This window comes from Mucilaginibacter sp. GW822-FHT03E02 (assembly GCF_058801545.1).
The window spans coordinates 5563469-5576470 of sequence record NZ_JBXANJ010000001.1 but is presented as its reverse complement, the minus strand read 5'-3'; the positions used below and the strand labels follow the sequence as shown (position 1 = coordinate 5576470).

General features: G+C 45.1%; 14 protein-coding genes. 1 reads left to right on the top strand and 13 read right to left on the bottom strand.

Features of this window, described 5'->3' with window-relative positions:
- The 13 genes from AC1RM2_RS23155 to AC1RM2_RS23095 form a co-directional block, all read right to left on the bottom strand.
- Window positions 1-1071, bottom strand: a complete 1071-nt coding sequence (locus AC1RM2_RS23155; protein ID WP_492987507.1) for a conjugative transposon protein TraM — start codon at window positions 1069-1071, stop codon at window positions 1-3.
- A 10-nt stretch (window positions 1072-1081) separates the two neighbouring features.
- Window positions 1082-1306: a hypothetical protein gene (locus AC1RM2_RS23150; protein ID WP_492987506.1), complete on the bottom strand. Its 225-nt coding sequence runs from the start codon at window positions 1304-1306 to the stop codon at window positions 1082-1084.
- Entirely contained in the window at window positions 1303-1929 is a 627-nt protein-coding gene (gene traK / locus AC1RM2_RS23145) for a conjugative transposon protein TraK (protein WP_492987505.1), read from the bottom strand. Before traK ends, AC1RM2_RS23150 begins: the two co-directional genes overlap by 4 nt.
- A gap of 64 nt (window positions 1930-1993) precedes the next feature.
- Window positions 1994-3145: a conjugative transposon protein TraJ gene (traJ, locus tag AC1RM2_RS23140; RefSeq protein ID WP_492988268.1), complete on the bottom strand. Its 1152-nt coding sequence runs from the start codon at window positions 3143-3145 to the stop codon at window positions 1994-1996.
- 53 nt (window positions 3146-3198) lie between these two features.
- Entirely contained in the window at window positions 3199-3864 is a 666-nt protein-coding gene (locus tag AC1RM2_RS23135; protein ID WP_492987504.1) for a TerB family tellurite resistance protein, read from the bottom strand.
- A complete protein-coding gene (locus AC1RM2_RS23130) occupies window positions 3851-4531 on the bottom strand; it encodes a hypothetical protein (RefSeq protein WP_492987503.1) in 681 nt (226 codons plus the stop codon). Before AC1RM2_RS23130 ends, AC1RM2_RS23135 begins: the two co-directional genes overlap by 14 nt.
- Window positions 4518-5225: a conjugal transfer protein TraI gene (locus AC1RM2_RS23125; protein ID WP_492987502.1), complete on the bottom strand. Its 708-nt coding sequence runs from the start codon at window positions 5223-5225 to the stop codon at window positions 4518-4520. Before AC1RM2_RS23125 ends, AC1RM2_RS23130 begins: the two co-directional genes overlap by 14 nt.
- A 118-nt stretch (window positions 5226-5343) precedes the next feature.
- Complete coding sequence (locus tag AC1RM2_RS23120) at window positions 5344-5715, bottom strand: hypothetical protein (protein WP_492987501.1); 372 nt, start codon at window positions 5713-5715, stop codon at window positions 5344-5346.
- Between the two features lie 50 nt (window positions 5716-5765).
- Window positions 5766-8228 (bottom strand): TraG family conjugative transposon ATPase, encoded by a 2463-nt coding sequence (locus tag AC1RM2_RS23115; RefSeq protein ID WP_492987500.1) that lies wholly within the window; start codon window positions 8226-8228, stop codon window positions 5766-5768.
- A gap of 1 nt (window position 8229) precedes the next feature.
- The gene (locus AC1RM2_RS23110) at window positions 8230-8550 is read right to left on the bottom strand and encodes a DUF4133 domain-containing protein (protein ID WP_492987499.1); all 321 of its coding nucleotides are present in this window, start codon (window positions 8548-8550) and stop codon (window positions 8230-8232) included.
- Window positions 8551-8647: 97 nt separating this feature from the next.
- A complete protein-coding gene (locus AC1RM2_RS23105) occupies window positions 8648-9025 on the bottom strand; it encodes a DUF4134 domain-containing protein (RefSeq protein WP_492987498.1) in 378 nt (125 codons plus the stop codon).
- Window positions 9026-9052: 27 nt separating this feature from the next.
- Complete coding sequence (locus AC1RM2_RS23100) at window positions 9053-9709, bottom strand: hypothetical protein (protein WP_492987497.1); 657 nt, start codon at window positions 9707-9709, stop codon at window positions 9053-9055.
- Between the two features lie 50 nt (window positions 9710-9759).
- The gene (locus AC1RM2_RS23095; RefSeq protein WP_492987496.1) at window positions 9760-10644 is read right to left on the bottom strand and encodes an RteC domain-containing protein; all 885 of its coding nucleotides are present in this window, start codon (window positions 10642-10644) and stop codon (window positions 9760-9762) included.
- 1304 nt (window positions 10645-11948) lie between these two features.
- Between AC1RM2_RS23095 and AC1RM2_RS23090 the strand changes: the two genes are divergently transcribed.
- The gene (locus AC1RM2_RS23090) at window positions 11949-13001 is read left to right on the top strand and encodes a sensor histidine kinase (RefSeq protein WP_090652574.1); all 1053 of its coding nucleotides are present in this window, start codon (window positions 11949-11951) and stop codon (window positions 12999-13001) included.
- Window position 13002 lies beyond the last annotated feature (1 nt).

Below are 13002 nucleotides of genomic sequence, written 5' to 3'. Positions count from 1 at the left end.
TCAGGACTTGTTAATGCGAAGCAGTACGGTTTCACCGCCTTTGAGCTTTACCCGTATCTTCCTGACCTTTTTGCCGAGTAAACCTTTAGCCGCCGAAATACCCGCTGTCGCCGCCTGTGTGCTCAAACTGTTGTCCATACTCAAAAACTGCATGCTTTCCAATGCCCCGTTTGCGCCGCTGCCCGCTGCCTCGCCCAATTCCGCTTCCGGCACCGCAATGCCCGCCATCCCGTCCAGCGAAAACACGGTGAGATTGACGGGGATAATCGCGGTGCCCAGGCGGATATTGCGAATATCCAGTAACAGGCGCTGATTGGTGATTGTACACGAACCGAACACCGTTTGGCCCTTTGGAATAGTCAAGCCGTTGATCCTGATCGTATCCTGTAAGCGCAATCTGACCACGCCGCCCGGCGCTACTTTCTGGTTGCCGTCAATCATAGCGGGAATGGCCTTGAATGCGCTGTCTTTTACAACCGGCTTATTAATCGGCTGTTGTTCCTTAACCAGGGCCGGATTCTGAATGGCCATGATCTTGTCGAGCATCGTATTGAGCTGCTGCATCTGCGGATCAGGTTCATTCGCCTGCTGTTTTTGCTTCAGCAATTTTTCCAGCCGTTCGAGGTCTGCTGATCTGGCATCGGCCCCGTCATCAACCGCCAGCGGCCTGGGCACCGTAGCAGGCTGGCTGATCTGTTTATTGATTTGAGCCAGGCGTTCTTTGATCTTTACCTCATTATCCTGTGCGCTGTTTACAGGGGTTGCCGGATGCCGTAGGTATTTGGCCGTATCCCATCCTAAAGCGGCAAACGCGCCAGCGGCGGATTTTGATTTAGCCGATGCGGAATCACGCTGCGCCTTGTCATACACCGTCATTTTGTTTTTGGCATCGTCCTTTTGTAATTGCGGGCCTGGTAACTGGGTATTGATCCCTTTATTAATTAATTCCGCCTGGGCATTTGTTTCGCCCTTGCCGCCGCCGAGCGCGTAGAAGCCTAATGCCATAAATGGCAGGACTAATAGCGGCAGAAAGAGCAGCATTTTTCGTTTCCGTTCTTCTTGTGTTGTCATAAATATTGTTTTAAAAGTGAATAATAGCTTTCAAGAGCAGCAGCAAACAGCCACCGCCGAACAGCAGGCAGAAAAGCGCTAAAGCAATGATCTTGGAACTGCGGTTCCAGTACTGTGTCTTCCGACTCAGGTAAGCCGCCGCCTTTCTTTGCTTCCGCTCAACAGACCGCCTGACCGGCATGCTAAAGGCGCTTTCCACACGGTTGCCTGTCTTTATTTTTCTGAATAAGTTCATGGCGTGTTCTTTTTTTCCTGTTCATCGTTATTTTGCAATATTTCCCAGCCCTGTATCAAAAAGCCGTGCGGGTTATTGTCCGTTTCGGTTTTCAGGTCACTGACTTTTCCTTTTGTGATGAGTTTACGGGTTACCGTACTGCTGGCCCTGACCAGTTTTTCTGTGGCATAACAGGTAAAGCCATAGGGATAGGTATCCGGGTCTAAGCGGATGCTGTCTATGTTTACCTGCTGGTTGATATTACCGGAGATCAGGTTATTGAAATACCCCGCTTCCTTTAAATTATCATAAGCGGCCTTGGCACTCCCGTCGGCCAAATACAAAGCTTTGGTAATAGTAGCGTCGATCTGCTTGTCATCCGGCACCAGGGTAAAGAAATCCTCGTGAAAAGTCCTGATATGGTCACGCAATTCTACCGGCAGGTTCGTCTTCCGGTCGGACGCGATAGCTTCCAGCACCTTGCCGTTGTACAGGATATGTACCCGGTTCTGCGCTTTATTGACGATATCATAGCTTTTATAGATACAAAAGCAAAGCGTAACCATATTGGCCAGCAACAGAAAAATGCTGAATAGCTTGATGTGCTTAAACGCGGTGTCTATATTTTTGAATTGTTGAAACATAAAGGCCCCCTCTAAATCTCCCCCGGTAGGGGAGATTTATGTTAATAGTGATTAATTGAGTTAATTATGATTTACCAGAAAGACGATCCTTTTGATGACTATTGTTTCCCGCACTGTTCCAGCCATCCATAAAGTCGCGCGGCATGTTCAGGATATTGCTGCGGGCCTGTTCCGCGCGGTCGCCTATCGCTGCCGCAGCGCCAGGGGCCATGCTGAATGTAGTGGCGGCTACACTTGTCACCTTGTTTAGCAGGCCGTTACCTCCATGCGCATGGATCACATAATTGGCAACGCTCGGCACCGAGAAATAACCCACAATGCCAATACAGAGAAAAATTAAGTAACAAGTATCGGTCGGTGAAAAAAATGTGTCGCCGGCGCTCTGTATCTGCGAAATATCCAGCTTGATCATTTGCTGCTGTACCTGCCCGATAATACTCCCGAAGATATTGGCGATGGGCAGCCATAAAAAGATGTTGATGTACCTCGCTACCCATTGCTGCAAGGAATGCTGTAAGCCGTCGAAGACAGCAAACCCGAATACCAGCGGCCCCAATATGGCCAAAACGATCAGGTAAAAGGTGCGTAAAGTATTGATGCAGAGAATTGCCGCCGCATAAACCACCTGCAAAATCTCAGACATCCACTGCTTGATGTTATTCTTGAAATTGTACTGCATTTTATCCATCCAGAACTTTACGTCGTTGCCCAGGCTGGAAAAAGTGCCCTCATTCTGGTCGTTGGGATCGTCGGGATGCGTGTATTTATACCACTTGTCACGGTCGCCGTTGCCGTCATCGCCTACATACATCTGGTAGCTTGAACTGTTTTTGATTGCGTCCTGCTTTTGTTTGAGCAATAGCGCTATCGAGTTATCTGAATTGGTGACCATGGTGCCGGTCGCCGATACGATGGGCTGCATCACCCCGTTCATCAGCGAGATGACCATTGGAAACAGCATGATCGCCATCCCCAGTGCGAAGGGGCGCAACAGCGGATAGAAGTCGAGCGGCTCCGCCTGCGCGATCTGCCGCCATACCCGCGAGGCGATATACCAGAGTGCCGCAAACCCCGCTATGCCCCGCGCGGCATCAATGAGATTACTGCACATCGGGATCATTTGGTTATATACGTTATCCAGTACCGGCTGCATTCCTTTTAGGCTGCTCGTAATATCCTGCGCCTGGCTTAGATGGGGAAGGATCAGTAAAACCATTAAGCCCCCCAACCCCCTGAAGGGGGAGATTTTCAGTCGTGTTTTTAGTTGTTTCATGGGTATAAGGTTTTTAAGTTATTGACCTCGTTCTGTTCCTGTTGCCGTTGTAAAAGCAGGACACGGGCGCGCCTGTTAAAGTCCCGCAGAAAACTTAGCTTGTCATTACTGGAAGCATAAATTCGGTCGATAGCCGACAGGCGCTCATCGTCCGACATCCGTAATTTGGAAGCGGTCAGGATATTGGCCAGGTCGTTCACATCATTTAAAGCCGCACTGGTTAGTTGTGCATAAACCCTGGCCAGATAATCCAGCTCTCCGACATTAAAACTTCCGCTGCCTTGAAACTGGCGGTATGCTTTTTTGTATTCAGACAGGATGCTGGCCTCATCTGCAATGATATCCGGTACCCGTGCGTATTTCGCAACTTCGGGATTGACCTGTAACAAGCCATCCAAAAAGACCGAATGCAGGTTAAAATTACCCTGCGACAGGTTTTTGACCTGCTGGTAACCTTGCGTCAAGATGGAATATCCCTGCTGCATATCCGATAAGATGGCTTTGAATTGGGTTAGTTTTTCAATATCGAAGATCAGCTGCATCATATCCTGGTCCTGGGCTTTGGAGGGCTGAGAGCGGAAAGCGCAAAGCATAAAGCAAATAAGCCCCATCCAAACCCTCGCGGGGAGGGAGCACTTTAAAAGTCCTTTAATTGATCTCATAATACCTCCCTGATGATTGTGCATCCTTTAATTCCTGATTGCGCTGGAGCGATAGCATCCTGACGTTATTACAGAAAGATTGTGTAAAGGCATATTTATCTTTCACCCTAACATAGATGTGATCCAACCGATTAATACGCTCATCATCGCTCATTTGCGCCTGGCCGCTGGTAAGGACTAATTGCAGTTCGGTTAAATCCTTGTCGCATTCAGCCAGTATTTTAGCTTCGACCTGGGCGATATATTTCCGGTTACCCTCATCCAGGCCTGTCAGGCTGTTCAGGTGGTCAAATTGCCCAGGAATCTGCGCTGCATAGCTGATGATGGTATCCGCCTTTGGATTGTCCTTGATCTCCGGGTTGACGGTTCTTAATGAACTGTAATAAGCCGAATGCAGACCTTGTTCGTTTTTGATGTATGATCTAATATTGCCCAGGCCATTCCGCGAGATTTGATAACCCTTTTTGACGTAGCTGCTATATTGCGCGACAGCCGCGATTTGCTGTAACAGGTATTTCATCAGCGTTTCCTTCTGGTTAAACCACTCGCCAAAAGTCTGGGCTTCGCTGCGCTCCGCAGAGCCAAGAAGCAAGAGACAGGAACCTAGACAAAAGATCAAAAAACCTTTCATTTTTCGCCTTTGACCTTTTAGTTTATTCGATTCCATAATAGCGTTTTAAAGTTTCTACCTCGTCCGCGTCTTTGGCCCGCTGGATGCTGAGCACATAATTCTGGTTATTGAATTGCTTCAGGTCGCTGCAATTGGTATCTACCCGGTCCGCAGCCTGGTTAACCAGTTCCAGCCGTTTGGCATCGCTCATCTGCGTTTTAAAGGAATTGATGACCACTAAAATTTCATCCAGGTTTTTGACGCTTTCCTGTAAAATGCCCGAATAGACCGATTGCATATACTTCAGCTCATTGGCGGAGAAATGCTTATCCGACCTTAGCAGGCCCCAGGCATGGTTGTACTGGCTGACCAAAGCTGCCTGCTTTTCAGTCATGTCCTTGATCCGCTCGTAGTAAGCGATGACGGATTTGACCTGCCACAACTCATTGTAATAGCTGCTGTACAGATCCTTTTGCTTTTGCGACCAGTCTGAAATCTCGTTTAACTTCAGCTTGGATAGCTGGTTTTCCAGCGCCTTTTGCGCGTTTTGCAGCCAGATCGTCTTATTCTGCATTCGCTGCACTTCCAGGTCAATGGCCCGGATCACCCGGCCGACCGTTTCCTGCAATACCTGGCTGACCACGATCTGCGCATCCGCGTCTTTGGGTATAGACACAAAGATCGTAACCGCAGACATTGGTAAAATGACCATATATTTTTTCATAATATCTTTGATTATTCGTGTTTTCATTGTTTTTATGGGTGCTCATGAGTTTGCTTTTAGCCATATTCTGACACAATACATTCCTTAGCGCCATAATGGATAGCGCTGAATGCTTATTGGTAAATGGTTTCGTTAACTGATCCGTCTACAGCTTCCAGTAGGTATTACTGCCGATATAAAGCTTGTTCTGATCGGGCTGGAAGATGAGTGTCGTCTCATTCTGCATCAGCTGCATGACCTGTTTAACCGGGTCCCAGTTGCCAGTTAAATGCTTGATGTTGTACTTCGCCGGGTACAACTTACCGTCCCCGATCCTGCGGTAACCGGTTTTGCGGGTAATGAGGTAGATATAATCCGTATTCACGGCTTTGGAGATGACCAGTGTATCATTAGCCACGCTGAACTCGCTTTGCGACTGGTTCACATAGGTGCCGGGTATGAAATCACTGCCACTGTTACTCTTACAGGCTGCCATTAATAAAATAGCGCCGGCCATCAGTTTAAATGTTGCTTTCATAGTTTTAATTGTTATTTCTTTTCTGTTCGGTGGTTTGTATGTTAAAGCCCTTATGATTTATTGCGGAGTTCCGTCGCCAGTATCGCGATGCCTTTCCGGATGCTGCCATATTTTTTAGCGTACTGCTGCACTTTGACCTTTTCGCTTTCTTCGGTCGTATAGGCCAGGTATTCTTCCAGGCTGACCTCCGTGCGGTAGACTTTGGAGAGTTGCCCCAGGGAAATGAATACTTCCTTGTATTTGCGTTTGGGATCATTGGCCCTGTTCATGGAAAGAATCAATGCCTTTTCCTTTTCAGTCAAGCCCAACAATTCCTGAATTGCGTCGAACTTGTTTTGGTACTTGCTTTGGTCAAGCAGTATCTTGCAATCGCTGTTATTGATGATCGCCTGTTTTACTACGGGACTGCTGATAATGTCCTCAACCTCCTGCGTTACAACAATGGCCTCACCGAAGAACTTTCTAACCGTCTTAAACAGGTACTTGATGTACTCGGCCATGCCATCTTTGGCGATGGCTTTCCAGCATTCCTCAATAAGCAAAACTTTTCTAATGCCTTTTAGCTTACGCATTTTGCTGATGAACATTTCCATCAAAACCAGCGTAACGACCTGGAATAAAATGGGATGATCCTTGATATTGTCCAGTTCCATGACAATAAAGGGCTGGTTTAACAGGTCAAGGTTTTCGCTGGCATTCAGCAGGTAATCAAATTCACCACCGCGGTAATAGGGATTGAGCACATACAAAAAATTGCCGATGTCAAAATCTTTCTCCTTAACTTTTCCGTCTTCCAACACCTGCATATATTCTTCCATCAAGTATTCATAAAAAGTATTAAAGCAGGGAAAGAGATCGGGTCGTTTGGTCAATTGATCAAAGTACCCGGTCAAGGCATTGGATAACGCGACATATTCGCTGCGCTTAAAGGGTTCATCGTCCTTTTTCCAAAGGGCCAAAAGCAACGTTTTGATACTTTCCTTCTTCTCGGTATCCAGTGCATCACCCTCCGATAAATAGAAAGGATTGAATTTGATCGGATCGCTTTCCGAATACGTAAAATAATAGCCGCCTACCAAATCGCATAAACCTTTATAGCTATGGCCCACATCGACTAATACCACATGCGCACCTTGTTCATAATAGGAACGGATCATGTGATTTGTAAAAAATGATTTACCCGAACCGCTCGGCCCTAAGATGAATTTGTTACGATTTGTGGTGTAACCTAACTTCATCGGTTCATCGGATATATCTACATGAACCGGCTTGCCGGTTAAACGGTCGCCCATCCGCATTCCGAAAGGACTGATGCTGTTTCGGTAATTGGCTTCGAGGTTGAAAAAGCAGGCGGCCTGTTCAATGAATGTATCGAACGTATCATTCATGGGAAAATCGGCCTCATTGCCCGGCATCCCGGCGAACCATATTTGTGCAGCGCCGTCGGTTTCCTGCCTGGCGGTGGCATCCATTTGCGCCATAGCGGAGGATATCAGATTCTTCAGTTCTTTGATCCTGTTTTCATTATCTGACCAGACCAGTACGTTCAAATGTGCCTTAACGGGTAAGCGCTGCTGCCCGATCGCCTCATTTAAAAAATCGTTAACCGCGTCACGGCTGATCGCGTTTTCCCTTGAATAACCAGATAGCGACTGTAACCTTAGCTTTTTAGCTTCCAAGCGTTTGATGGTCTGTTGCCCGTCTTCAATAAAAATATACTGGTTTAAAATATGATTGCAGGGCAATAGCTGACCCAGAGGCGAGGCGAAGCCGATGCTGAATTTGGTACGGTCGGTGCTGTACCTGTCATAATTGATCCGGCTGCCGCAAAGGGCGGGCAGATCTTCCACATCGGCTAACGTATACAGTTCACAATGATTTTTGCCGACCCTGATCCCGTCTTTGATGTGGATGTCCTGCAACACCGGCCTTTGCCCGGGCTTGTTTAAAAAGCAGTATCGCTCGATAATACCGGCCCGCTCCGCGGTTCCGGCCAGTTCGTCGTCATTCAGACGGCTCAATGACACAAAGCCGCTGTCTTTCAATATCCTCGCGAATTGCCCGGCGCTATCCAAAAAATCCTTAACTAAAACGGGGTTGATAGTTTGCTGCGGTACAATACTCTTACGCAGGATATTGCTGTAAGCGGAACTTGCTAATTTCCTGTCTTTTGGCTTTTGGGACAGGAAGATATAGCAATGGTGCTCCAGGTATTCCCGTTCATTAAAGAACTGTTCACTGGAACGGGAGAGGAAACTTTTCCCGGCTCTTTCAAAATCAGCTTTAAAACTGCCTTCAGTGAACCAGTCCTGTTTATGAAAAATGCTGCCTTGCGGTAATAAACGGATCGCCTTCACCCAGGCCTGGTGGTATGCTTCATAATCCCGGTCAGACAAGGTGAAAATTTCCGGCAGGGTCACTTCGTAAGCGATAGTGATGTCGCCATGCGCTGACAGGATCGTAGCGTTTTCTACTTTGGTTAAGGGCAATATTTTTTCGATGTCTGTTCCCATGTTATGCTTGCTTCAGTGTGATAAATAATTTCCTTGACCGGAATTTGAGGTATACCGGCAGTTGCCTTTTGGCCAGGTGTTTGGCCAGACCGTGCTCACCAAAGCGGTGGCTTAAGCGGAATACACCAATAAATAAAATGGTTCCTGTTCCGAATATGACGGGCAGTATGATCCACAGGCTCAGTCCGCAGATATACAATACCGCGAAACCGATCAGCAAAACCACCAAGCCTATGGCCAGGTAAGCGATGTATTGCGCTTTTAATCCCCGGAAAACTATGGGTTTAGATACGCCTTTGTTGATTTGATATATGCTTGACATAATAGCCCCCTCTAAACGGCGTAGCCCTCAAGCACGCCTTTTTAATTTTATTTGTGCTTAATCTCCCCCCGGTAGGGGAGACTTTTTGTTTTTTTGATTATAAGCCAAAGAATGATTTGAGTACTGTGGCGACAACGACTAAGAACACGCAGGAACCGAACCAGGCGGCAGCTACCTTGTTGGTGTCCGGTTCCCCGGCGTTCCACTTATTGAAAACTTTAATGGCGCCTATGATCCCGACAACCGCACCAATGGCATACATCAGGTTACAACCGGAATCGAAATATCCTTTAACCTGGGTAGTGGCTGAATTGATACCAGAGTTGCCGTCCTGACCGAAGCAATAATTGATCGTCACCAATAAGGCCGCGAACATTAAGGTTTTGAGCAGGGCCTGTTGTTTTGGCGTATAGGGAATATGGCTTATGAAAAGGGATTTCGCTGATTTGAGTTTAGATTTCAGAGATTTTAACATGATTGAAAGCGTTTGGCGGTTAATAAATTAGTTCCACAAATTGTCGAGTTCTTCATCCGATATCGGGAAAAGCACATTGTCCCGGATGAAGTCGTTCAGTGCCCGCTGGCTGGGTGTGCCTTTGATATCCGGGTATTTCGAGCTGACCAGACCAAACAGGGAAATAAAATCCTGCTTGTTGCCTTGCTCTGTTTCCAGGATATGAAAGATACTTTTTAATTCCTCCAGCACATCGGGCACTACGCTTTGCTGCCGCTGTCGCCCTTCGTCGGTGTTCTCGTTTTCAAAATGCTCGTTCCGGTTTTTCCCGTCGCTCTGCTGGCGCTCTTCTTCATCACCTGCCGGTGGAGCGAAACCAAACTGCGCCATGCTTAACCTTGACATACCTTCGGGCAATGCAGGTTTGCCCATCAGGTCTTCTTCTTCCGTTGAAAACTCCTCATCCCAATCTTCGTCCCAGGCATGGGCCAAAGGTTCCGCCGATCTGTCCGGCTTAGGTTTGCCGCTTAGAAATTCCTTGACCTGCCCCCGGTAAAAAAACAGGATAATGGCCCCGTACCAAATCAAGCTGAGGACCAGGGCAGCGACTAAAAACTGCTGCCAGGTGAAATGCTGTAACATAATATTTCGCTTTAATACCCGCCGCTCCATTACGGCGGGATTTACAAAGGCAAAGTTTGTCATGTCCGCAATTTTTGGCTCGCAAGGGTTTCGGTACATGCGAACGATTTATTTTAAAGGCCTGATTTATAGTCGGTTTTTCGGGGCTTTTTCAATGCCAGATCATCGTCCACGCGCTTGTGAATGGATTCCCGCATCTGCTCGATGTAACGGGTAGGACTGGTTGATTTCCTGTTCCTGATGTCCAGAAAATCACGGTATGTCCTCGAAAGGTCGATCTGCAAATGCCTTTCCATAAAGCGGATGATCACCGAAATATCGGCATTGCCATTATTGAGCTGCCCTGTAAAATACAGTCCATAGATCACCTCGACGAGGTTGATCTTGTCACCGGTCCATTTCAGTTCCGGCGTTACTTTTTCCTCAGAAGGCATGTTGCTTAGTGATGGGTATAGCTTTGCAAGCGCTTTAAGTAAATAGTCCTGTAGAAGTTCATAGGCTATGATTTTAGAAAACAGGTAATCGCAACTGGTTGAAAATTCAGGATCAGGTTCCGGTACTTCCGGTATCAGCACACTTTGCACCTCCACACCCCGGACAAAATAGAGTTCGTCAAGTTCGGTCGCGCCTAAGCGGTAATACTGGTAATGGAAATAGATGTGCTGAAAAAAGCGCTGCACCGATTTCAGTTCGTCCCTGTAAAAGTTCTTCAGTGTTTGAGAATCTCCCGCAGGGATGCTCGTTTCAATGTTATACTTTTCCAAGTAATAGATCCGTAGGGAGTAGAAGAGCGGTTTAATATGCTTGAAAAAATGGATCTGTTCGGCCTTATCCTTAAAAGGATTTTGTTTGATATGATCCTTTAGTTCTTTTAGGGCCGAACGGATGGCTTTTAAGACCGCGGCCAGTATTTTAAAGGGTTCACTTTCCTCTGCTTCGATTTTTGCGATCTCACTCTTAAGCCGTGTTAACAGCTTTTCGCTAAATTTCACTAACATAAAAAAATAGGTTAAATGATTCCTGCGGTCTGCCGGTTATCCGGCTACGCCGACCATACAGGAGATGCGTAGAGATTTTGCCATAGCGATTCTGCTTAAATGGATTAAAAAACAGATCTAAATTAAGGGAAGGGTAAACGGCAGTAAATACTCAAATCAGGGATTTGGCATCCCTAAAAAGGGGTAATTTTCATGACAAAGGAGTCTAAATCAGGTTGAGCCAAGGAAAGAGAAAGATCTACGACTAATCCGACTTACAGATTTGATAATCAAGTAAGGGTTAAAATATTTAGGATAAGGTGTAGATTAAAAAGTGAAACAATGTAAAATTCAGTGTGGCAACTTGTTGTTTCGCAATACCTTTGTTGTAGTCTTGTTTATGGTCTCGATCATATTGCTGGTAGGCACTGTCGTAATCTATAACCAGTTTAAACTCATCAGAGACAGGAATCCCGGTTTCGAGAAAGGCAACTTGTTGTATATTCCAATAATAGGAGACATCTGGAGACGAGCAAATAATTCTCTAAACCAACGGGAAGAGTCAGGTACGTCCGCTTTTCCCAAAGTTTTATAAAAATATCCTGAACGATTCCCTCGCATACAGTCTCGTCACAAAGGCGTTTATAAGCTACATTAAAGAGTTTATTCCAAAATCTATTATAAACAGCTTCGAACGCTGCCTTATCACCCTATTTAATAACACAGCAAGTTCTTTATCGCTAAGGGCCGAAAATTCGAGCATTGGTTTATTAAATTAAACAGCGGGCAACTGAATATTTTTTAAAGTACGTATTATTTTGCGAGTTTAACAAAACAGAAAAAGAGAATGCAATACTTTCATGCCGACTGTATTTGGAAATATTCATTAGCACTTTTTGTTTCTATAATCAAACGGCACTTTCCTATAAATTATAACGGGTTTGCTATAATTTAAAGAAAAGGAATAACTCATAAAAATACATTTACATCAATAAATAAAAATGGCTTGTATCAATGACTGAAGTTATTCTGTTGGTTGTTCTAATAATAATGGCTACGTTGTCCTTATTGCAAAAAAATAGACAATGAGTGGTATTGTTAAGGTATAAGTAGCCGATAATATCACAAATACTAATGCTGCGGAAGACAGTACAAATGATTCGGACAATGAGTTTTTTACAGACCCTGCGTAAAACCATCATGGTTAAGTAATATCGAAAGAAGCTTAAGCTAAATACATACAATGCCTTTCGCCATGATTCATAGGCGTACCGCTCTAACATTCATAAAAAATAGTCGAAGTAAGCCCCAATTAGTCTCATGCTATGAAAAAAACCATTTTTATCAGTAAATATCATTGGCTTCTTCCGATAGTTATCTGGATTGGCGTGTTTTTTTTGCTATTCTTATTTCAAATCATGATTTCATATGAGGAACTGGATCGAGGAAAGGTTCTCAATACATTTTTACTAATCCAATGGGCAGTGTGTCTTTTTTTTGTCCATACTTACTTTTTATTGCCGATTATCCGTAGAAAAAATGGAAAATTGATTTATATACTGTTGCTGATTACCGGCTTAATATTGCATGTATTAATACTGATTAATCTGCAGCCGGATGTGTTCAGCCTGTCTGCAAAAAATATCCTGCCGTTAAAATCCAGAGTTTCTGGTGAACCGTTGTTTTTTCCGTTAGCACCTTACGTAATTGTCATATTTCACAGCTATTGTTATCGCCTATATATTGATCAAGTTAAGCAGAACCATATCCTGAAAGAGCTGGAAACTGTCAATGTTAAGATGGAGCTTCAGTTCTTAAGGTCGCAGATCAGTCCGCATTTTATCTTCAACCTCATCAATACACTGGTTTCCCTGGCGCGTAAAAAATCCGAATTATTGGAAGATTCGCTGATCAATCTCGCGCAGTTATTGCGTTACATGCTTTACGATATTAATGACCAGCATATCCCACTCAATAAAGAAATAGAATATTTAAAAACCTATGTCGACTTGCAGCTGCTCCGTTTCGGAGATGGTATTAGCTTCAATTTGTTAGTTAATGGCAGCTTTGAAGGCTATAATATTGAGCCGATGATACTCATCCCATTTATAGAAAACACCTTTAAACATGGTACAGATTCCGTTGCCCATCCGCTAATCGATGTAGCCATTTGTGTTAATGAAAAGAAAAGAATTTTAAATATGACCGTCAAAAACAGCGTGAATAAAATTTCAAAAAACCAGGATCACAGACAAGGCATCGGTTTGGCAAATGTTCAGCGGCGGCTAATGCTCCTATACCCTGGAAGGCACCAAATTCTGCTATCAGAGACAAATGATACTTACAATGTCAATTTAGAAATTAGCTTATCAACATGAA